This window comes from Laceyella sediminis (genome assembly GCF_003003125.1).
Lineage (GTDB): Bacteria > Bacillota > Bacilli > Thermoactinomycetales > Thermoactinomycetaceae > Laceyella > Laceyella tengchongensis.
Genome location: NZ_PVTZ01000004.1, coordinates 240,700 through 266,476 on the forward strand (window position 1 = coordinate 240,700; position 25,777 = coordinate 266,476).

Here is a 25,777-nt window from a genome sequence, read left to right on the forward strand (position 1 = left end):
CTGTGAAAAATAAATTTGTTTATGATTATAGTGCCCTATCACAGCGTTGTCAACCATGTTTGTTAATTTTGGCGGGCAAGTGATGGCACTTGCGCCGCCAGCACTTCACTTGATCAACACGTTGCTCCGGCAGTGGTCGATAATCCGTTCCAAGTTCCCTTTGTAATTCGCGGCGAACCGTTCCATCGTCTCGCGGTAAAATAGGGTGCTTTGATAACGGATCAGGATGAGGAGTTCGCCATTCTCCACAAAGATGTTGAAATCCATTTTGTAAGGCCATTGGGTGAGCGGATTGATTCCCTGCCCTACGGGCATGTCAGACAAACGATACTCTTCTTTCTCCATATCCCGCACAAATTCACCTTGATAGTTGAAGTTGATCTCCGCTCTTGGTGGCAGGTGCAACGATTGTTTGAGGGCAGGGTCCGTCAAATATTGCATGATACCGTATCCCACTCCTTTGTGGGGGACTTGGCGCAACGTTTCTTTCACATAGCAGATGGTGCGTCTCAGATCTCCTTGATCCGCTTCCAATATGACCGGATAAATGGAGGTGAACCAACCAACTGTGCGGGTGAGATCCACACCATCGATGATTTCCTCACGTCCGTGCCCCTCCAGATCCACGGCGACCTTGCCTCCGACCCATTCCGATACCGTTTGTGCCAAAGCAGCCAGCAAGAGGTCAATCACCTCGGTTTGATAGGCACGATGCGCATGTGTAAACAACTCTTTGGTTTCCTCAGCGGGAAGGCGCATGGTGATCGTATGCAAATCTTGGAATAAATACGTTTCCACCCCGCGCTTGTCAATGGGTAATTTCGGCACCCGCTCAGCCGCCATCCGCTCCCAATATGCACGCTCTTTCAGGAAGTCCGCAGAGTTGGCATAGCGAGACAATTGATGGCTCCATTCTTTGAATGAAGTCGTTTTGGCCGGCAAAACAATTTCCTTGCCTGATAGCGCTTGTTCATAAGCACTGTCCAAATCCTCGGAGATGATCCGCCATGATACTGCATCAATGACCAAGTGATGGATGATCAGAAGCAGATAATCCCCATCATCCGCATGAAAGACGGCAAGCTTGACCAAGGGTCCCTCTGCCAATTTGATCGAACGATGAAGGCGGTTAGCTTCTTGTTCGATGCGTTTCGCTATGTTCGCCTCCCCCGCCAAGTTAAACTCCTCCAAGGTGAAGTGCACTCCGTCGCGTCCGCGATTGAAGAGGCGAATGCGCCCCCCCTCCCGCCGGCAAACCATCCGCAACGCATCGTGATGTTCAGTGATTTTGACGAACGCCCTGCGCAAAGCGGCTGTTTTCCAACCTTCTTTCCGCTTAAGGATGATCGCCATGTTCCAATGGTCAACCGTTTCGTTCATGTCAAAAATCCAGTGCTGAATCGGAGTTAACGGGACTTCTCCGACAACAAGATCCTGTTCAGACTCCTTCTCCACCGTCCGCAACGCAGGGGCCAATTCCGCAATCGTCGGATGCTGGAAGAGATCCTTTAAACGCATTTTCAGCCCGTGCTGTGAGAGGCGGGCCGCCACCTGCATCGCTTTGATCGAATCACCGCCCAATTCAAAAAATGGATCGTGCACACCTACGCGCTCAAGATGGAGCACTTCTTGCCACACCTCAGCCAACACACACTCCACCGGGGTTCGTGGTGGCACATACTCCCGAAGCGTGCTTCCCGTTTCCGGGATGGGCAAAGCTCGCTTATCCACCTTGCCATTGGGCGTAAGCGGAAGGTCAGCTAACTCCACAAAGTGGGTCGGCACCATGTAATCAGGCAGTTCCCGGGCTAAATGCGCCCGCAAATCTTCAATGGAGCAATCATGAGACGTCGTGTAGTAAACACACAATTCCTGTCTCCCATCGGGCATGGCCTGCGTGAGCGCAACAGCCTCTTTCACCGCCTCATGCTGCAGCAGACGCGCGCTGATCTCTCCCAGTTCGATGCGATATCCGCGAATCTTCACTTGATCATCGATCCGCCCCAGGAATTCCAAGCTCCCATCTGGCAACCACTTGACCAAGTCTCCGGTCTTGTAGAGTCGCTCACCCAAGTCAAACGGGCTTTCGACGAACTTTTCCGCTGTCAGCTCCGGAAGATGCAGGTATCCCCGAGCTAGACCAACGCCGCTGACACACAGCTCACCTGGCACTCCGATCGGTTGCAATTGATGGTGTTTGTTCAAGACGTAAACGCGGTGGTTGTCAATCGGCTTTCCGATCAAGATCGGCTGATCCGCTTTCAGCTCACAGCTTGTCGTCACCACGGTGTTCTCAGTAGGTCCGTAATTGTTGATGACAGCATATGTTTGCGGAACCATCCGTTGCAATCGGTCGCCGCCGACAAGCAACGTTTTCAGAGTACGGTTGGGCAATTGCATGAATTGCTCCGCCACTTGGGTCGGCAAAAAGCTGATCGTCACTCCTTGTTGCTCCATGTAGCGATTGAGAGCTTCTATTTCATAACGCAATTCCTCGTCAATGATGATGAGAGCCGCTCCCGCTACCAATGTAGGGAAAATCTCCCAGACGGAAGCATCAAAACCAACTCCGGCATATTTGGTCATCCGATCTTCTTCCGTCACATGGAACCGACGGTTATGCCAAGTAACCAGATTCACTAACGCTTTGTGCTCCACCATCACGCCCTTTGGTTTACCTGTTGAGCCTGATGTGTAAATCACGTACGCCAAATCATGGGGGTTATGAGACAGTGCCAGTTCCTCTCCTGCACCTCCGCCATAATCAAAGGCACCCAAGTCTAATTGCCGGACGCTCGCCAACGCGGGAACGTCGCCGTGCGTCAACACGATTTCTGCTCGGCTGTCCGCCACCATATAGCGAATGCGTTCTTCCGGATATTGCGGGTCTATGGGCAAATAAGCGGCTCCCGCTTTCAAAATGCCCCAAATGCCAATGATCATCTCGATAGAAGGCTTCGTGAGCAAACCTACGATCTGCCCCCGAGCAACTCCCATTCTATGAAGCGCTCCGGCCACGAGATTTGCCCGCCGGTTTAATTCACGGTAAGTAATCCGCTTTTGCCCATGGATCACTGCGGTTCGATCGGGAACCAGGCTCACGCGCTCGGCAAACAATTGTGTGACAGTGCGTTGATGTGGATAAGGTGCTTCCGTTCGGTTAAACTCGTACAGGACTTGCGTTTTCTCCATCTCTGTCATCAATTCCACCTGACTGACCAGCAGTTCCGGCTTCTTGGCTACCTGCTCCAAAATATGTGTAAAATGCTGTGTCATGCGGCGGATGGTCGCTTCAGAGAACAAGTGCGTGCTGTACTCGACACTTCCTTCCAACTCTTCTCCTTCTGCAATCACCCAACTGAGGTCAAATTTGGCTTTTTGCCACCCCCACTCAAATGGGTGGACTTCCAAATCCGGCAACGACAAACGGGGAGCATCCAAGTTCTGTACGGCAAAAACCGTGTCAAACAATGGATTGCGGCTCATATCCCGTCTCAGTCCCAGCTTTTCCAACAAGTCTTCCATGGGGTAGCTCTGATGTTCCATCACATCGAGCACCCGTTCCTTCACGTGATCCACCAGCTGGCGGAACGATTGATCCTCCCGCACTTGATTGCGTATCGCCAGCGTGTTGGCAAACATCCCGACGATCGGCTCCATCTCGGCATGCGTGCGCCCGGCCAGCGGGGTGCCAACAACGAAATCATCTTGCCCCGTATATTTGTTAAGTAATACGCAGTACGCCGCCAACAGCACCATATACAAGGTCGCACCCGTTTGGCTGGCCACCTTGCGCAAGTTCTCGGTGGCGTCAGCCCCTAAGTGAAAGGCGAATCGCTGCCCTTCAAAACGTTGCACGGGTGGACGCGGCCGGTCAGTCGGTAGCTCCAAGACGGGCAAATCCCCTGCAAACATCTCAAGCCAAAACGCCTCGTGACGGCGGCGGGCCGCTTGCGCAGATGCACTTTCCTGCCACATGGCAATGTCTTTGAATTGCACCGTGGGAGCAGGCAACGTTTCACCTTGATACAGTCGCATTAGATCTCGAATCAAGATATTGACTGATACCCCATCACCGACAATATGATGCAAGTCAAGCACCAGCACGTGTTGATCAGCATGTAACCGGATTAAGCCGACTCGGAACAACGGTGCCTCATCCAAGGCAAACGGGCGAACGAATCGCCGGAGTTCAGCCTCGGCTTCCACTTCGTCCTGCGCTTCCATCCATTCGATCGACAAAGGCACGTGAGCGTGAACCTTCTGCTTCAATGCCCCACCGACCAAATGGAACGAGGTGCGCAAGCTTTCATGCCTTTCTATTAACTGCTGGCACGCCCATTGCAATCGCTCCTCTTGGAGTTCGCCATGCAGGCGGAACGCTAACGGCATGTTGTACCCTGTGCCTACTCCTTCGAGTTGGCTCACCACATATAAGCGTTTTTGTGCGGATGTGACAGGGTAATATTCCTGCATTGGCGCCACTGGAATCGCTTCTTTCACATGAGCCCGACCATGGATGAATTCCGCTAACTCCTTGATCGTGGGATGCGCGAACAACTCCCGTAGTGAAAGGTCTACCCCCCACTCTTCTTGCAAGCGGGACGTCAAAGTCATTGCTTTCAACGAATGTCCACCCAAGGCAAAGAACGAATCAGTACGGCTAACGCGCTTTACCTGTAACAACTCTTGCCAGATAGCTGCCAACTTCTGCTCTGTAGGAGTGGCTGGTGGCGTGTACGCTTCGGCTTCAGAATCCCCACTCGGTTCCGGCAGGGCCTTTTTATCCACTTTGCCATTGGCCGTCAGCGGCATCTGTTCCAATGGAACCCAATGGGAGGGAATCATGTAATCAGGCAATTCTTGCGCCAGATGTGCCCGCAACTCGGCGATGTCGCAAGCTTCTTCCAATGTGAAGTAAGCGCACAGCCTTCTTTCTCCATCGTCCCCTTCCCGTGCAAACACTACCGCTTCCCGAACCGCTGGGTGCTGCAAGAGTCTAGCAGTCACTTCTCCCGGTTCAATCCGATATCCCCTGATTTTCACCTGCTCATCGACTCGGCCGATAAACTCGATCTGGCCATCAGCCGTCCACCGTACCAAGTCTCCGGTTTTATACATTTTTTCCCCCGCCGCAAACGGGTTGTCGACAAACTTTTCCGCAGTCAGATCAGGACGATGCAGATAGCCGCGAGCCAAACTCTCCCCACTGACACACAACTCGCCGGGCACGCCGATCGGTTGTAACTGGCCGTCGCGATTGATGACATACACCCGATTGTTGGCAACCGGCTTGCCGATGGTTATCGCTTCGCCTGGCATTACCGGCCCGCTGGTCGTCACCACTGTATTTTCCGTCGGACCGTAATTGTTGACAACGACATAAGGGCGCGGCTCCACTTGTTGTAAACGGTCCCCACCGACCAACAATATCCTTAAGGAACGGTTTTCCAAGCGCATAAACTGTTCAGCCACCGGTGTGGGCAAAAAGCTGATCGTGATCCCATTTTCATTCATATAACGGTTTAAACCGATCACATCATGGCGCAGCGACTCCTCAATCACATGAATGGTCGCCCCTGCGATCAAACTGGGAAAAATCTCCCAAACCGAAGCATCGAAACCAAGACCCGCGTACTTGGTTGATCTGTCTCGCTCCGTCAATCCAAATTCCCGCACATGCCAGCAGGCGAGGTTGACCAGTGAACGGTGTTCCACCATCACCCCTTTGGGTTTTCCGGTTGATCCGGAAGTATAAATCACATAGGCCAAGTCGGCAGCTTTATTGACTAGGGGCACGGATGGTACCTCTTTGCCTGATAACTGTAGTTCATCCAACGTCAAAACCGGTGCGTCTTTGATCCGTTCCTTGATCCCCGCGTGCGTCAACGTATACGGCACTCGGCTATCCTCCAACATGTACTTGATCCGCTCCGCCGGATACTCCGGGTCGATCGGCAAAAACGCGGCCCCCGCTTTCAATACACCCAACATGGCCACAAACAGATCAAGCGATGGCGGCAACATCAATCCGATGATTTGCTCCCGTTGCACGCCCCGGTCACGTAACAGCTGCGCTAATTCATTGGATCGCCGATCCAGCTCGCGGTAGGTGAGTGATTCTCCCTGACACACTACCGCCGCATGCTCTGGCGTGCGTGCAGCCTGTTCCACGAACAATTGATGAATCGGTTTATCCTGCGGGTAAGGGTGAGCCGTCTCATTGAACGTCCCTAGCAGAAGCTCTTTTTCCGCTTCGGTCACCAATCCGATGTCCCGCAAACGCATCTGTGGCCGTTCCACGATTTGCTCAATGATATGGATGAAATGACCGATCATGCGCTGAACCGTTGCCTCTGTAAACAAATGGGTGCTATACTCAACGGTCCCTTGCACTTGCTCGCCTTCTGCCACCACCCAACTCATGTCAAATTTCGCCTGTTTCCACTCCATTTCAAGCGGCGTCCATGTCAATCCAGGCAAAACGAGTGCGGACAAGTCCATGTTTTGCACGGCAAATAGTGTGTCAAACAACGGGTTGCGGCTTAAATCGCGGGCAAGTCCCAGCTTTTCCACCAATTCTTCAAACGGGTAGTCCTGATGTTGCATCATTTTCAACACGCGTGCTTTGACTTGGGCCAAAAATTCCGCAAATGTCTGCTCAGGCTGGTGTGTGTTGCGCACAGCCAGCGTGTTGACGAACATACCGGCTACCGGTTGCATGTCTGCGTGGGAGCGGCCTGCGATGGGGGAACCGATGATAATATCTTCTTGCCCGGTGTATTTTGCCAATAGCACATGATAAGCGGCCAACAGCAACATATACAGGGTCACATTTTGCTCTTCCATCAATCGCTTGAGTTTACGCGTCAATTCCGCGTCCAGCGCAAAGGTCACATACGCCCCATCAAACTGTTGCACGGGGGGACGCGGGAAATCGGTCGGCAATGTCAACACCGGCAACTCTCCCGCCATTTCCTGCAGCCAAAACGCTTCGTGACGCTTCCACTCGGCGCGCACCGCATCACTTTGTTGCCACACGGCTATATCTTTATACTGCAACGGAAGCGGGGGCAGGCGCTCCCCTTCGTAGAGCCGCACCAAGTCTTGGAACAAAAGATTCATCGTCACCCCATCGGCGATCATATGGTGCAGATCCATCACCAGCACAGCCCGCTCCGGTGCAAGGCTGATCAGCCCTACTCGAAACAGCGGTGCCTGATCCAAAACAAACGGCCGGACGAACGCACGCAACTGATCCCACATTTCCTCCTCAGACCCTGCCGTCATCTTTTGGATCGCAAATGAAACGTCCTGATGCACTTTTTGTTTTAGTTCTCCCTCCACCAGATGGAAGGAAGTGCGCAAACTCTCATGCCGGGCGATTAACTGGCCGAAAGCCCGCTCAAGCCGCTCCACTTCAATACGCCCCTGCAAATCGAAAGCCATGGGCATATTGTAGCTGACACCCGATCCCTCCAGCTGGCTGACCACATACAACCGCTTTTGTTGGGAAGATGCGGGGTACCACTCCTGCGCGGGTGCCGGTTTGATCACCAGCTGTTCTGATTCCCGGCTTGCCTGCACATAGCTTGCCAGATTTCTTACCGTCGGCCGCGCAAACACTTCTTGGAGCGGCAAATCGACACGAAGTCGCTTATGCACTTGTGAAGCCAAAATCATCGCTTTCAGCGAGTGCCCGCCCAATTGGAAGAAGTTTGCCGTCACACTGACCCGCTCCAGATTCAACACCTCTTGGAAAATCTCCGCCAAGCTGGCTTCCAGCTCATTCGCTGGGCGGACATAATCGGCTTCAGTCCGCAAGCTGTGCGTGGGCTTGGGCAAGGAACGCTTATCGACTTTCCCATTGAACGTAAGTGGTAAATCAGCGATCTCCACAAAATAATCTGGCACCATGTATTCCGGCAATCCAGCCTGCACATGCTGGCGCAATTCGGACATTTCGCATGGCTCTCCCAACATGACATAGGCACATAAGTATGAGTGCCCGTGCTCATCTTTGTCTGCGATTACAACGACTTTTTCTACTGCGGGATGCTCAAACAGTTTGACTTCGATTTCACCGAGCTCAATACGGTGGCCGCGTATTTTCACCTGGCCATCCATCCGATCGATATACTCTATGTTGCCGTCGGGCAACCACCGCACCAAATCCCCGGTACGGTACATGGTTCTGCCCGGTTCAAAGGGGTCAGGCACAAACCTTTCCGCGGTAAGCTCCGGCCGGTTGAGATACCCCAAAGCCACTCCGTCTCCGCTGACGCACAATTCACCGGGCACGCCAATCGGTTGCAACTGATTGGATTTGTTCACCACATAAAGTTTGGTCGCATTGACAGGCTTACCGATGGGAACCGTTTGCTGCTCCAGCCAGTATGGTTCACACCGATACATGGTCGCATACACCGTGCCCTCAGTGGGGCCGTAGGCATTGACAAGGCGATCATTGCCCAACACCGCCAACGCTTTGCGCACATGCTTAAGCGAGGCTTTTTCCCCACCAAATATCAGCTTCCGCAAATCAGCGAGGGCGGAGACGTTTAGATCGACGATGGTGTTGAACAATGCCGTCGTCATAAAGCAGATGGTGATTTTCTCTTCTCGAATCAAGGCCGTTATTTGATTCAAATCAAGCAAAACCTCTTTGGGCGCCAACACCAATTTTGCGCCGTGAAGCAAGGCTCCGAATATATCAAACACGGACCCGTCAAACGTGAAGTTGGCTAGCTGTAGCATCGCATCTTCAGCGGTGATGTCTACATCCCCCGTCTGAACGATCGTGCGTACAACGTTGTAATGGCATGAGATGCTCCCTTTGGGCGTCCCGGTAGAACCTGATGTGTAGATCACATAGATCATGTCCTCCGGCCCGCTCATAAGCGGGAGGTTGTCCCCCTCTTCCCCGGCCCAGACTTTTTCGTCAAGGATAACAACATCTCCCATGAAAGTGGGCGGCAAACATAGATGCGGCTGTTTCACAATCAAGGAAATATGGCCGTCATCCAGCATGAATTGGATGCGTTCTTCCGGATAATTGGGATCGATCGGCACATAGGCGGCACCAGCCTTAATGATCGCAAACATGCCGATGATCATCTCCAAAGAGCGCTCTGCCATGAGGCCGACCAACTGGCCTCTCACCACTCCACGTCTGCGCAACACGCGAGCCAAGCGATTCACCTCGGCATTCAACTCCCGATAGGTCAGCTGGCGGGTGCCCATCTTAAGCGCGACATGGTCGGGGGTCCGTTCAACCTGCTCTTCAAACAGCTGTTGGACCGGCTTATGTTTGGGATAGGGGCGTGTTGGCGGATTGAATTCAACCAGCAACGTCCGCTTCTCCTCTTCGGTTACCACTTCGATCTCATTGATCGGCAAGTCGGGGTGCTCCACCACTTGTTTTGCAATATGTGAAAAGTGCCGGAAAACCTGGTCGACAAACGACGCAGTGTAACTCAACCCATTGTAATGGAACAGGATCTGGCATTTTTCACCGGGGACCACGATCACATTGAAATCATAATTGGTTTTGTCGAACGTGCTGTTCGCCCCGCAGATGTCAAACCCGATGTGCTCCCGATGTTTTTCAAAAACCGAACGGTCAAAGTCATAGTTTTCGAAAACCATGATATGATCAAACAATTGCTCTTTCAGTTCGGTTCGCTCTTGCACTTCCGCTAGGGAAAGGTAATCAAATGCCTCTTTGTCGAGAGAAGCTTGATGCACCTCTTTGGCTAAGTCGATGAAACGTTGAGACCCCGCCCCTTTGACGCGAACCGGCACCGTATTGATAAACAAGCCCACCATGTTTTCAATATCGTGAATCTCTTTATTGCGACCTGACACAACCGCACCGAACAAAGCATCCTCTGTATCGTTGTATTTCTGCAGCAGTATGCCCCAGATGGTCTGAAACAAGTTGTTCAACGTGACATGCGACGTACGGGCCAATTGATGCAACCCTTCGGTCAACGCCGGATCAAGCTGATAAGAGGCCTTTTCCAACCGGTAATCTTGCGGATTTTCCTGCCCTTGCCGAGGTAACCCCGTGCGCTGATCAAACCCAGCCAAATAATCTTTCCAATATGTCAAAGCCTGTTCTTTGTCTTGCTTTTCCAACCAACGAATATATTCCCGATATGGTGTGACCCGTTTGGTGGGAATCGGGCGCCCTTGTCGCAAACGGCCATACGTTTCAAACAAATCCTCCAGAATAATCCCCATACACCAACCATCTGTCAGGATGTGGTGGCTACTAAAAATGATGTGATGGCGTCCCTCTCCCATATGGACGACGGTCACGCGCCACAAAATGTCTTTAGACAAATCAAACGGTGTTTCTTGATCCTGGCGGAGCAGCTGGGAAAATGCGTCGGTACGCTCCGATTCCGGCAGATGGGACAAATCCCGCACACCTATTTTGAATTTCCTTTCCTTCAACACAACTTGGCGCGGCTTCGTCATTCCTTTATATACAAAAACGGTACGAAACACCTCATAACGTTGAATCAATACGTTCATGCTTTTTTCTAACAAAGCGGGGTCCAAATCTCCCTCGGTTTTCATGACCATTTGCAAAAAATACGAATTCCCTTTGTCATATAAAGAATGAAACAACATCGCCTCTTGCATCGGAGAAAGGGAGTATATATCCGCCATGTTTTTCTTATCCATCCATATCACCTGCGCTGTCGCATAAATGAATTCCGCCGCCGGTGTCCCTTCGCGCACGCGGACACCGACAGCGGTGATGTGTTTTTTATTACTAGGGCTTTCCACACCCGCTTGCATTAGAACGTGTATGGCGTATCACATTGGCATTGGCCTATTTATCAGCACGTTCTAATCAAGATCCAACTCTGCCAACAATTCTGTGATCTCTTCCACTTCTTCAAACGTCAAATCATTGGCACTAAAGTCGCTTGGCGTATATTCACTCTCTTCTTTGTTCAAGCAGTGGGTGATGATTTCGCGCAACCACCACAGGAACCTATCGGCCAATCTGGTAATGGTTTCATGCCGATGCGCCCCCGCATGATAGTGGAAATGTACCGACAACTGTTGTTCCATCACGATGCCCACGATATTTAGGAGATGTGGGGTCTCAGACAAGGGGCTCAATTCATCCCCTTTAGGCATGGGCGATTGAACAAACGCTTCCGTCGACATCTCTTGGTCAAACTGCCCCAGATAGTTAAAACTCAACTCGGGTTCCATGTTGAAAGGTACATCGTGTTTGTGCGCGGGGTCGGTCAAATACCGCAGGATGCCGTAACCCAAGCCTTTATTGGGAATTTGGCGCAATTGTTCTTTCACTTGCTTGATTGTGTCCGACAATTGCTCCGTTTCCACCTCGATCACCACGGGGAACGTAGATGTGAACCAACCCACTGTTCTCGTCAAATCAAGGTCTTCGGCAATTTCTTCCCGACCGTGCCCCTCCATGTTGACCGCCACGATTTTGCTTTGGTTCCATTCGCTGATGGTCAGAGCCAACGCGGCCATCAGCACGTCATTTATTTCAGTGTGGTAAGCGGCATGCACTTCCGTCAGGAGCTGTCTGGTTTCCGCTTCGGGCAATGTGACCGTCACCGTCTTGCAACCGTTGATCGTCAACGGTTTATCCACCGGAAAATCTTTGGGCAAGGCGGAGACGGACTTCGCCTCAATCTGGCGCCAGTATTCCTTTTCTCGCAACAACTCGGGACTGTTGGCGTACTCCTCCAATTTATGGCTCCACTCTTGAAACGAACTTGTTTTCGGCGGTAGCTGAATCGGCTTGCCTTGCATCACTTGTTGGTAAGCCGTGGCAAAGTCTTCCATCAGAATACGCCAAGATACTCCGTCAACCACCAAGTGGTGAATGCTGATCAAAAGATGATCTCCCGACTTCGTCTTAAACAAACCCACCTGCATCAATGGTCCCTCTACGAGGCGATGCTGCCGTTGCAATCGTCCGGCTTCCCGCTCGATGCGACCTTGAAGATCCAGCTCCTGTGACAGGTCAAAGACGGTGAAGGCAAAATGGTTTCCTTCCAAACCACGGTTGATCTGCTTCAAGCTCTCCCCTTCTTGGTGATAAACCATGCGCAATGCATCATGGTGAGCAACCAACGCTTGGAGCACCTGCTTCACCGCATCCGCATCCCAGCCCGTTTCCCGGTATAGCATCATCGCTTGGTTCCAGTGGTGCGCTTCGGTAAATTGCTTATCGAAAAACCACCGCTGGATTGGGGTGAGCGGCACCTCTCCCGTAACCGGCCCCCACTCTGCCGCATGTGTCTCCAACCATTGAACGCGCGTAGCCAGCTCGGCAATCGTCGGATATTGGAATAGATCATTGATTCTCACTTTACAACCATGTTGCTTCAAATAGGCGACAACTTGAATCGCTTTAATGGAGTCTCCACCCAGCTCCAAGAAATGGTCGTGGGTACCAATCCGTGCAATCCCCAGCACCTTTTGCCAGCACGTTGCCAACAACCGCTCGATATCAGTGGCAGGAGGAACATGGTCTACCCCTGTCTCCGATGGTTCCGTCGGTTCAGGCAGGGCGCGCTTATTCACTTTACCGTGCGGGGTGAGCGGAATCTTATCTAACTGAATAAAATGGCTTGGAATCATGTAATCTGGCAACGCATGCGCCAAGTGTTGCCTTAGCTCCGCGACGGTCCATGGGCCCTTCTCCGTGAAATAAGCGCAGAGATAGGAATGCCCATTTTCATCTTTCCTGGCTATGACCACCGCTTCATGGACAGCGGGATGCTCTAACAACCGTGTAGTCACTTCTCCTAATTCGATCCGATGTCCACGGATTTTCACTTGATCGTCAATGCGACCCCAATATTCGATGCTGCCATCCGGCAACCAACGGGCCAAATCCCCCGTTTTGTACATACGCTCACCTGGGACGAACGGGTTTGGCACAAACTTCTCCGCCGTAAGATCGGGACGCTGCCAATAACCACGGGCCAATCCCGCTCCGCCGATGCAAAGCTCGCCCACAACCCCCACCGGCAACAATTGATGTTCGCGATTTACGATATAAACCTGTTGGTTTTTGATTGGCCTTCCAATCGTCACTTTGTCCATATCCGGTGTAAGGCGCGCCAACGTCGCGCAGACGGTTCCCTCTGTCGGCCCGTATTCATTGATAAACGCTCTTCCCTGCCCCCAGGTTCGCACCAAATCCATCGTGCAAGCTTCTCCTGCGCTGATCACTGTTTTCAGATCCGGTAATAGCTCATAAGGCACGGTGCGCAATACAGAAGGGGGTAGCGCCGCGGTCGTGATCCGATTTCGCTTCAGATACTGCGTCAATTCGCCCAACAGGATGTCACGATCCTCGAAATAGAGGGTCGCTCCCGTAAACAAGGCGGGAAAGATTTCGGCCACCGAAGAATCAAAGCTAATCGAAGCGAATTGCATCACCCGGCTGTGTGGTTCAATCTCCCGCAATGGGCTCAGCAGGCCGAGGTTGCACAAACTACGGTGCTCAATCATCACTCCTTTGGGTTTGCCGGTCGAACCGGAAGTATAGATCATATAGACCAAATCAGTCGGTTCGTTGACCGGGGTCAGATTGGAATCGTCTTCGGCATGGGCTTCATCGGCCACGATCACATGGCCCCGGTAATTGCTAGGAATTTCCGTCCCGCGATGAACCAACAACCATTTTGCCTGACTGTCTTCAAGCAGATACTGAATGCGGCTTTCAGGATATTCAGGGTCGATCGGCAGATATGCACCGCCCGCTTTCATAATCGCTAACATGGCAATGACACACGCATGCGACCGTTTCATCATCAACCCGACAATCTGGTCACGAGTCACCCCTTGCGCCCGCAACACCCTAGCCAGTTGGTTGGCGCGCCTGTTCACCTCGCTGTAAGTCAGCGCCTCCTCTTGATACACAGCGGCCAATTGTTCGGGTGAGCGTTCCACTTGCTCTTCAAACAGCTGGTGCGCCAACGCCCGGTCACGGTATGGCGCCTGAGTGGCATTAAATTCGTTGAGAATTTGCATTCGCTCCGCTTTGGTTGTCAGTTCAATCCTGTCTAGCGTTATGTCCGGATCATCCACAATCTGTTCCAAAATGTGCAGGTAGTGGCCGATCATGCGCCTTACCGTCGCTTCCGTGAACAGGCTCGTGCTGTATTCCACCATTCCCGTGAGGGATGTGCCGTCGGTGAAGAGCCAGCTCAGGTCAAACTTCGCGCTATTCCATTCCAACTCATCCGGCGTCAGTGTCGCTCCGGGCAACTGCAAGACCGGTGGTGAGATGTTTTGCATCCCGAGTGTCGTGTCAAACAACGGCGTCCGGCTCATGTCACGTTGTCCACCCAGCTTTTCAACCAATTCCTCCAGCGGGTAATCTTGGTGCTGGGTCGCTTGCAACACCTTTTCTTTGATCTGCGCCAAAAGCGACGAGAAACTTTCCCGCAACCGGGGCTGGCTACGAATCGCCAATGTGTTGACGAACATCCCCACGATCTCATGTGTGTCAGCGTGCGAACGACCTGCCACCGGCGCCCCCACGATCACATCTTCCTGACCGGTATACTTGGCCAGTAACACCGCATAAGCGGCCATCAATGCCATATAGGGCGTCGCTCCCCGTTCTTCCGCCAACTGCTTCAATTTGCCGCTTAATGTTTCATCGATGGTGAAGGTAAGATAACTCCCCTCAAAGCGTTGTACCGGCGGGCGCGGAAAATCAGTTGGCAATTCAAGGACAGGCAATTCCCCAGACAATTCCCGCAACCAATAAGATTCATGCACACGCTTTGCTTCTTGTGCAGCCTCTGATTGTTGCCACACAGCCACATCCCTGTACTGCAATCGTAGCTCCGGCAAGTCCTCGCCTTGATACAATTTGGCGAAATCGGCAAACAGTCTCTCCATTGAAACGCCATCCGCGGCAATATGATGCAAATCCCACATCAAGAAGGATTCCCCCGCGTCCACATTGATCACTCCGACGCGGAATAAAGGTGCCTGTTCCAAGTCGAAGGGGCGGATAAACGCTCGCATGATTCGTTTAGCTTCCTCTTGCCCAGCGGCTTGCTCATATTCTATGGCAACCGCCGCTTCCGGATGAACCTGCTGTACCAATTCGCCCTCAACGAGATGGAACGATGTGCGTAAGGACTCATGCCGTTGCACCAGCTTGGTGACCGCCTGCTCCAGTCGCTCCAGATCAAGTTGTCCCCTGACCCGGAAGAAATACGGCATATGATACCCCGTACCGACCCCATCTATCTGTTGAAGCGCATAAAGGCGCTTTTGCGCAGAAGTGACTGGATAGTGAGCGGCTGGCGGTGCAGGGTTGATTTCCCTATGCGCTTTGTGATCCAATTCCGACAAATATGCCGCCATTTCTCTTACGGTCGGACGAGCGAAAATTTCGCGTAGCGGCATCTCCATATTCAATTCTTTATGGATCTGAGCCGATAACGACATCGCTGTCAACGAATGCCCGCCCAATTCGAAGAAACGGTCATCAATACCCACGCGCTCCTTCTGTAACACTTGTTCCCAGATGCGGACCAGTGCTCTCTCCAAGTCTGTCGATGGCGCCACATATACGCGCTTGCCACTGATGTTCGGTTCGGGCAACGCCCGCTTGTCAACCTTGCCATTGGCGTTAACCGGCAACGCGTCCAGGCCGATGAAATAGGTTGGCACCATGTAATCCGGCAATGCACGGGACATATGCTCACGCAATCCCTCTTCTGTCCACTCGCCTTCCGTCGTGAAGTACGCGCACAAGTATGTTTGGCCCGCTTCGTCTGCTCTGGCCGTGACAATCCCTTCCCGTACTGCGGGATGTGTCAGCAACCGGTCGGTCACCTCACCCAATTCAATGCGGAACCCGCGCACTTTGACTTGCTCATCCATCCGCCCCAAGAATTCGAGGGTGCCATCAGGCAGCCAGCGCACCCGGTCACCTGTCCTGTACATCCGCTCCCCGGGCGCGTATGGGTTGGGAACGAACTTCTCCGCCGTCAACTCTGGGCGGCCCAGGTAACCCCGCGCCAAGCTCTCGCCGCTGACGCACAATTCTCCTGGCACACCAACCGGCACCAATCGCCCATCTGCTCCCAGCACATACACCCGGTTGTTGGCGATCGGCTTCCCTATCGGCAATACCTCCATTCCCGGCTTCACCTCTATGCTGGTGGTGACAACCGTGTTCTCTGTCGGGCCATAGTTGTTCACTACCCGGTATGGCTGGGGTCGCACTTGTTGCAATCGATCTCCACCCACCAACAGCGTCTTTAAGCTTCTGTTCTCCAACCGCATAAACTGTTCCGCCAACTGTGTCGGTAAGAAACTGATCGTGATCCCCTGTTCCTCCATGTAACGGTTCAACCCCGCCACATCCAGTCGCAGTTCTTCCGGAATCACATGCAGGGTAGCCCCGGCCAGCAGGTATGGATACACTTCCCACACCGATGCATCAAAACCAAAGCCCGCGTATTTCGTTGCCCGATCCGCTTCTGTCACCCCGAATTCGCGGATGTGCCACGTGGCCAAGTTGAGTACCGCGCGGTGTTCCACCATCACCCCTTTGGGTTGACCGGTCGAACCGGAAGTGTAGATCACATAAGCGAGATCATCGGGTCGCCCTTCCTCCGACAACGCGCTTCGGTCTCCTGCCTCCCAATCGATCTGATCTAGCCACAATACCCGGTCAGCCCATTCCTCTGGCACATTCACGCCACGCTCGGCTAACAACAGCTTCGCTTGCGTGTCCGCCAGCATATAGCGAACCCGCTCTTCCGGGTACTCGGCATCGATCGGCAGATAAGCCGCCCCTGCCTTTAACACCCCGAGCGTCCCGACCACCATCGCCAATGATGGGCGCACCATGATGCCGATAATCTCTTCCCGCTTCGCCCCCCGGTCTTGTAGCAAGCGGGCCAGTCGATTGGCACGCGCATCCAATTCGCCGTAGGTCAGCGTCTCCTCCCGGTACACCACCGCCGTCCGTTCGGGCGTGCGCGCTGCCTGTTCCGCAATACACTCGTGCAGGGTCCGGTCTCGCGGATACTCCGCTTCCGTCGCGTTAAACACGTTCAGCAATCGATCCGCTTCTGTTTCAGAAACGATGTCGAGCTCATTGAGGCGGCGCTGGGGATCGGCTACCACTTGTCTGATCAAGGCCTGTAGCGAAGCGAACAGCTGCTCCATTTGCTCTTGCGTGAACACTTCCGTCGCGTAAGAAAACTTCAATGTGATCTGCTCACCCGGATAAATGACCAAACTAAAAGCATAATTGTCCTGCTCAAACGCTTCGATCCGCTCGATCACAAACCCTGTGCCCGCATAAGCCTCTTTCAGCGCAGACATATCTAATTGGTAGTTTTCAAAAGCAACGATATGGTCAAACAGCTGGTTGCCCAACGACGTGTGGGCTTGGATCTCCGCCAAAGAGGAAAAGTGAGCCGGTTCGGCCGCCAGATTCTCCTGTTGCAACTGCGCAAGCAATTCGGCAAACGTGGTGGATTTGTCCCCGCGAACGCGCACCGGCACCGTATTGATGAAGAGACCCACCATTTCATCCACCTGAGGCAAGTCAGCTGGGCGACCGGATACAACCGCACCGAACACCACATCCCGCACACTGTTCATTTTCTGTAGCAAGACACCCCACAATGCTTGTAGCACCGTGTTGACAGTCACTTGAGACTGTCGTGCCAATCCGCCGAGTCGTGACGTCCACTCGTGGGACAGTGTGAAAATCCGTTCCGCCTTTTCTTCCGCAACTAACCGCTTTGGTGGATCGGTCTGGCCAAAGAGTGTCGCTTTTTGCTCAAATCCTTGCAGATAGGATTCCCAAAACGCTTGTGCCTCCTGATGATCTCGTTCTTGTAACCACTCGATGTAGCGGCGATAAGGAACCGGATCAATCATCGGCAACGTCTCCCCGCGCATCCGCGCTTGATGCCACGCCAGCCAATCCTCTAGCAAGCGCTTGATGCACCAGCCATCTATCAACAGGTGATGGAAGCTCCAAATCAACCGGTATTGTGCATCACCCATTCGAATCAAGGTAAAGCGAACTAATGGCTGCTGCAATGAGGCAAATCCGCGCTGTCGATCTTCCGCTTTCAACTCGGTCATGCGGACAGAACGTTCCTCTTCTGGCAAGCTAGTGAGATCGACAAATGAAAACGGAACGGAACAAGATGTCAAAACCACTTGCACAGGCTCGCTTAATTTCTCATGCACAAAGACTGTACGCAACATGCCATGTTGTTGCACAAGCGCATGCAAACTCTCTTCAAACCGGGCCACATCAATCTTCCCGGAAATCTCCAGCGTAAATTGTTCAAAGTATTGCAGACGGTCTTGCAACGAATGGAACAGCATCCCTTTTTGCAAAGGGGACAACGCATACACATCTTCAATCTTTTGTTCGTCAATCAGTGTGCGCACGTGGTTCCAATCGTCCCATGTCAACGGATTCGCTCCAAAATCACTCGGTGTGCGTACCGTCGTCCGCCGCCCCTCGCAGTGAGCCGCACATTCTCGAAGATATTGGTCGAAACGGCCCGCCAACCGCTCCACCGTCTCAGGAAACAGCCACTCCCGGTTATACGAAAAGATGAAGTGCAGCTTTCCGTCGACCACCATGCCACTGATCGACAGGGCATGTTTATCAGGCGTTTTGGGACTAAACCAAGTTCCCGTCGGCAATGGTGACGAGCCCAATCCTTCCTCCGCAAACTGCCCCAAATAGTTGAAACTGATTTCCGGCTCCAAGGCAAACGTCAAATCCTGCGTGTGTTCTGCTTCCGCCATATAACGCAAAAGGCCATAGCCGATGCCTTTGTTGGGAATCCGCCGCAACGTTTCCTTCACTTGTGGAATGGCGTCAGCCCAGTTGTCATTGCGCAATTCAAACACAACCGGGTACATGGTGGTAAACCAGCCCACGGTTCGCGACACATCTATATCCGGAATGATCTGCTCACGCCCATGCCCTTCAAGATGGAGCGCAATTCGTTCTTGGCCTGTCCACTCTTTGAGCGCCCGGCACAAGGCAGTTAACAACAAATCGTTTACATCTGTGTTGTACGCGTGATGGGTCTTGGTAAGAAGGCGGTTCGTCTCTTCACGGTTCCAGCTCCAAGTCATGTCGACCTGTTCTCCCATCGTCGAATGACCTGAGCCCTCGCTGTCTTTAGGTAGCGGCGCAATCGCTACTGACTCCTGCTGCTTCCAGTAATCGCACTCCTTCAGCACAACGCCGCTATTGGCCACCTCTTTCAACTTGGCCGCCCAAAGTTGAAAAGAATGCGTTTTGTCAGGAAGTTCAATATCTTTACCTTGTTCCGCCGCCTCATAGCACGCGTGAAAATCCTCTATCAAGATCCGCCACGACACACCGTCTACCATCAAGTGGTGGATCACAATCAACAGACAGTCTCCCTGGTCCGTCTTGAACAGCCCTAGCCGAACCAACGGCCCCGCTTCCAATGACAAGCTTTGTTGCAACCGGTTCGCAACCTGTTCGACACGCGCTTTCACCTGCTCATCCCCTTGTCCGCGCAAGTCGGTCTCTTCCAAGGTGAAATGCTGTCCATCCATTCCCCGAACCCATTGGGTGACGCCCGTCTCCGACAATTGATAACCCATACGCAACGCGTCGTGGTGCTTGACCAATGCTTCAAACGCTCGCTCAACACTCGCTGCCCGCCAACCGGCCTCTTTGCGCAACATCACCGCCTGATTGAAATGATGCGGTTCTGGGGAACGCTTGGAGAAAAACCATTGTTGAATCGGGGTGAGTTCCACTTCACCGGCAATTTCTTCTGCCTCGGCCAACTGCTGGCGAGCCGGTTGCACCCAGGGTGCCAATGCTGCAATGGTGGGATAGCTAAATAGCATTTTGGTCTCCAGCCGCAAGTGATGACGGTTTAGCAACGCCGCCATCCGTATCGCTTTGATGGAGTCTCCACCTAATGCAAAAAAGTTGTCATGGATCCCGATTTGCTCCATTCCGAGCACATCTTCCCAGATACGGGCAAGCAAATGCTCCATCTCAGTCGACGGCGCCACATACGCACGCTTGTCACTGATGTCCGGTTCGGGCAACGCCCGCTTGTCAACCTTGCCATTGGCGTTAACCGGCAACGCGTCCAGTCCGATGAAATAGGTCGGCACCATGTAATCCGGCAATGCACGGGACATATGCTCACGCAATCCCGCTTCTGTCCACTCGCCTTCCGCCGTGAAATACGCGCACAAGTAGGTTTGGCCCGTTTCGTCCGCTCTGGCCGTGACGATCCCTTCCCGTACTGCGGGATGTGTCAGCAACCGGTCGGTCACCTCTCCCAACTCAATGCGGAACCCGCGCACTTTGACTTGCTCATCCATCCGCCCCAAGAATTCGAGGGTGCCATCAGGCAACCAGCGCACCCGGTCACCTGTCCTGTACATCCGCTCCCCGGGCGCATATGGGTTGGGCACGAACTTCTCCGCCGTCAACTCTGGGCGGCCCAGATAACCCCGCGCCAAGCTCTCACCGCTGACGCACAATTCTCCCGGCACACCAACCGGCACCAATCGCCCATCTGCTCCAAGCACATACACCCGGTTGTTGGCGATCGGCTTCCCTATCGGCAATACCTCCATTTCCGGCTTCACCTCTATGCTGGTGGTGACAACCGTGTTCTCTGTCGGACCATAGTTGTTTACTACCCGGTATGGCTGGGGCCGCACTTGTTGCAATCGATCTCCACCCACCAACAACGTCTTTAAGCTTCTGTTCTCCAACCGCATAAACTGTTCCGCCAACTGTGTCGGTAAGAAACTGATCGTGATCCCCTGCTCCTCCATGTAACGGTTTAATCCCGCCACATCCAGTCGCAGTTCTTCCGGAATCACATGCAGGGTAGCCCCGGCCAGCAGGTATGGATACACTTCCCACACCGATGCATCAAAACCAAAGCCCGCGTATTTCGTTGCCCGATCCGCTTCTGTCACCCCGAATTCGCGGATGTGCCACGTGGCCAAGTTGAGTACCGCGCGGTGTTCCACCATCACCCCTTTGGGTTGACCGGTCGAACCGGAAGTGTAGATCACATAAGCGAAATCATCGGGTCGCCCTTCCTCCGACAACGCACTTCGGTCTCCTGCCTCCCAATCGATTTGATCTAGCCACAATACCCGGTCGGCCCATTCCTCTGGCACATCCACGCCACGCTCGGCTAACAACAGCTTCGCTTGCGTGTCCGCCAGCATATAGCGAACCCGCTCTTCCGGGTACTCAGCATCGATCGGCAGATAAGCCGCTCCTGCCTTTAACACCCCAAGCGTCCCGACCACCATCGCCAATGATGGGCGCACCATGATACCGATAATCTCTTCCCGCTTCGCCCCCCGGTTTCGAAGCAAGCGGGCCAGTCGATTGGCACGCGCATCCAATTCGCCGTAGGTCAGCGTCTCCTCCCGGTACACCACCGCCGTCCGTTCGGGGGTGCGCGCCGCTTGTTCCGCAATACACTCGTGCAGAGTCCGGTCTCGTGGATACTCCGCTTCCGTCGCGTTAAACGCGTTCAGCAATCGATCCACTTCCGTTTCATCCATCAATGTAAATGCTTGAAGTTCCTTTTCTGTCCCTGAAACTACCTGCTCCAACAACCGTACATAATAGCCAATCCACCGCTCGACCGTCGCCCGGTTAAACAAAGAGGTGTTGTATTCCACGGCGAAATGAAGGGTTTCCTGTTCCTCCGCTTCCCATGTCATGTCAAACATGGACTGCTTCCATTTCCACTCCGTAAACGGCTTCACATCGATCCCCGGCAACGCGAATGGTTCTTTGTCGACATTTTGCAATACAAACACCGTGTCGAACAACGGATTGCGACTGCCGTCTTTTGCGCTGGGGAGTGTTGCTAGCTCTTCCAATGGGTATTCTCCATGCCCATACGCGGACAGGACGTTTTGTTTCACCTCTGCAAGGTATTGGTGGAAGGTACGCTCCGGTGTCGGTTGCGACCTGAGCGGCAACGTATTAACAAACATGCCGAAAATCTGCTCCGCTTCCGCCTGAATGCGGCCGGCAACGGGAAAGCCTACCGCCAGATCGGTTTGCCCCGACAATTTGGCCAGCATCACCTTATATGCCGCAAGCAAAACCATAAACAGCGTGGCCCCTTCTCGTTCACTCACACGTTTCAGTTGATGAGTCAATTGCGCGTCCAAACGGAACCGAACCTTTTCTCCTACAAACTGTTGGAGCTTCGGACGCGGCCGATCAGTCGGCAGTTCCAGAACAGGCCATTCCTCATTAAACTGTTGCGCCCAGTAATCCCGTTGTTTTTGGCAAGCGGGGGTTCGCTTCCATTCCTCTTGCCACACCGCTACATCTTTGTAATGCAGAATGAGCGGAGGTAACGTTTCCCCACGGTACAGCTTGCTCAGCTCGCGGCGCAAAATCCGCTCTATAGAAAAGCCGTCGGAAACAATGTGATGAATGTCAATCACCAACACATGCCGCTCTTTGCCCAAATGGATCAGGCCCGCTCGCAATAGAGGTGCTTGCCGCAAATCAAAGGGGCGGATAAATTGCTCGATCCACGTTGCAGCCTCTGCTTCATCCTTTGCCTCACATTGTTCCCAAGGCACTGGCACCGCCGGCTCCACTTTTTGCATCACCTCATCCTCAACCAAGTGGAAGGAGGTGCGCAATGATTCATGCCTGTCCACCACAGCCTGCAAGCTTTGGCGCAGACGTTCTACATCCAACTGGCCCGACAGTTCCAGCACCACGGGGTTATGGTAGGTTATCCCGATATTGCCACGTTGCTCCATCGCGTACAAACGGCGTTGCACCGAAGTCACTGGATAATACTCCCGCTCCGCCACGGGTTGGAGCGAAGCGGTGGTATCATGATCCGCTTCCCGCACCATTGCCGCCATTTCGCTTAGCGTAGAGCATTCAAAGAGGCGGGCGATATGAACAGCCATCCCAAATTCGGCACGGATGCGCGCTGCCAGCATCATCAGGTGCAATGAATGCCCACCCAACGCAAAAAACTGATCATTTAATCCAACCCGATCTACTTGCAACACTTCTTGCCACAGCCCGGCCAGCTTCACCTCGACCGGATCTGACGGCGCTACATACCGACTCTCCGGTGCTTTGTTCGCCACTGGCTCCGGCAACGCTTTCCGGTCCACCTTGCCATTGGGGGTAAGCGGCAACCGCTCCAAACGGACAATATGGGCGGGGATCATGTATTCAGGCAATTCCTGCACCAGATGCGCTCGCAATTCGCCGTCACCCACTGGCTCAGTCTCAACCACATATGCACACAGAACAGACTGGCCTGAGGAATCTGCGCGCGCCACCACAACACTGTCTTCAATGGCGGGGTGCCGCAACAGCACATTGGTGATTTCCCCTGGTTCAATCCGGTATCCGCGGATTTTCACCTGGTCGTCGATCCGCCCTAAGAACTCCAAATTCCCATCGGGCAACCACCGAACCAAATCCCCCGTTTTATACATGCGTTCTCCCGGAGCAAACGGATGAGGGACGAATTTGCTCGAAGTAAGATCGTCGCGCCCCAAATAACCCCGGGCTAAACTGTCTCCAGCTAGGCAAAGTTCTCCCGGGACGCCAATGGGTTGCAACTGTCCTTCCTCACTCAGCACAAACGCTTGGTTATTGGCAATCGGCCTACCGATCAAAATCGGCCCCTCCGACTTCACTTCATAGCAAGTGGCGACAACAGTGTTTTCTGTCGGACCGTAGTTGTTAAACAGCCGGTACGGTTGCCGACGCACCTGCCGCAACCGGTCTCCACCTGTCAAGAGCCTGGTCAAGGTGCGGTTCTCCAAACGCATAAACTGTTCCGCCACCGGTGTCGGCAGAAAACTGATGCTCACCTTCTCCGCTTCCATGTATCGGTTTAACGCCTCCACATCTAAACGGAGCTCTTCAGGGATGACAATCAGCGTCGCCCCTGCGATCAAATAGGGGAAAATCTCCCATACCGAAGCGTCAAATCCAAATCCGGCGTATTTCGTGGCCCGATCCTGCTCCGTCACCGCAAACCGTCTCACATGCCAACTGGCCAAATTTACTAGTGCTCGGTGTTCAACCATGACTCCTTTCGGCTTGCCAGTCGACCCCGATGTATAAATCACATAAGCCAACTGATCAGGACGACCCGGTGCATCAATATCGAAGAGACTCCCTTCTTCCCAAGCAATGCGATCCAAGAATAGTTTGCGCTCCTTCCAGCCAACAGGAAGGGGCAGGCCGGTCTGCGTAAGCAACAGGGAGGCGTCGCTGTCCTGCAACATGTAATCAATTCGCTCCAACGGATAGTGAGGGTCAATGGGCAAAAAGGCGGCCCCTGCTTTCAACACCCCAAAAATGCCAACGATCATCTCCAGTGAGGGCTTTGCCAAAACCCCCACGATCTCTTCCCGCTTCACGCCCCGGTCGTGCAAGGCACGAGCCAGTTGGCTCGCCCGCTCGTTCAATTGCCGGTAAGTCAATTTTTCCTCTTTGAATACCACCGCCACTTGATCTGGCGTGAGCTTCGCCTGCCGTTCAAACAAGGCATGGATGGTCTGGTCGTGGGAATAAGGCATCGACGTGTCATTAAAAGTGCGCAACAAAGCCTCTTTTTCAGCATCAGTCAACAAATCGATCGCATACAATGACTGCTCAGGATGATAGACAAAGGCTTGAATCACCCGCGCAAAATGATGGCCAATGCGCCCAATCCATTCGGAGTCAAAGCGTCTTCGGTCAAATGCAAAACGCAAAGTTAATGTGTGGCTAATCCAAACCTGAGCATGCAATCTAAAAATAGAATCATTAGATATAAGTAAATGTTTATTGTATTCAGAAAATATATTTTGCTGATTATCCATATCATCCAAATCAGACTCAATCACCCACAAAAGATGCTGCATAGTGTCCGGAGCGATCCCTGTCCACTCCTCCAATTCCGACAACAAGACGGCCTCAACCTCTGGATGCCCCATGTTCTTAGCGACCACATCGTAAACCGTCTCCCCTTTGGTGCATTGCACCCGGCGCAATTGGACAGCTAGCTCATCACCGCTTTCCTTTCCGCCCAAAGGAGAAACCGAAGCGAACACCACATCATCCGCACGATTGTATTTCTGCAACAAGACTCCCCACATCAAACTGATCAATGTGGGAACCGAGACATTCATTTTATCTGCCAAAGCGCTGATTTCTTTCGTCAACAGGGAATCCAACTGCAAGAAACCCACACCATTAAGGTCGCCGGCCTCATGCCATGGACCTTCCGCGATCCGTTCTGGTACGATCGGAATGCTATCATTATACCCACGCAAATATTCTTTGTAATATGTCCGATCTTTCCGCTCTGGTTGAACCAATTCATTATAGGACATAATTACCCTCCGACATCAGTTTGATGGTAAATTTATATTATTTTCAAATTGCACCTACGAGTTTATCGGAATTTTCAATCCATGTCAACGTTTGATGGATTTATTCGCCGCAACAACAAATGTCCAGATTTAATTTTAAAAAACGAATAAATGCATTAACCAACAACAAAATAAACTAAGCATTCCGTAAAAGTATTTATACTTATTGCAAATCGAATCATTTGCACCCCTCTTCTCTGAACCACCTCTTTTCTTTTAAAAAAAACATCCCCCACCCGGCCTGATTTTCTATATTTTTCCTATTTTATAATTCTATCTCATCCTTATCCCCCCT

Annotated in this window: 2 protein-coding genes; both read right to left on the minus strand. The window is 52.8% G+C overall.

Features of this window, described 5'->3' with window-relative positions; all coding sequences use genetic code 11:
* Nucleotides 1–105: 105 nt before the first annotated feature.
* Nucleotides 106–10,800, minus strand: coding sequence for a non-ribosomal peptide synthetase (locus CLV36_RS07275; protein WP_181352879.1), 10,695 nt, complete (start codon nucleotides 10,798–10,800; stop codon nucleotides 106–108).
* 63 nt (nucleotides 10,801–10,863) lie between these two features.
* Nucleotides 10,864–25,443 carry a non-ribosomal peptide synthetase gene (locus CLV36_RS07280; RefSeq protein ID WP_106342196.1) on the minus strand — a complete coding sequence of 4,860 codons (14,580 nt, stop codon included), beginning with the start codon at nucleotides 25,441–25,443 and terminating at the stop codon, nucleotides 10,864–10,866.
* Between the last annotated feature and the right edge of the window lie 334 nt (nucleotides 25,444–25,777).

Excerpts from the sequence above, each read along its gene's own strand:
- CLV36_RS07280 (WP_106342196.1), bottom strand. The coding sequence starts at position 25,443 with ATGTCCTATAATGAATTGGTTCAACCAGAGCGGAAAGATCGGACATAT.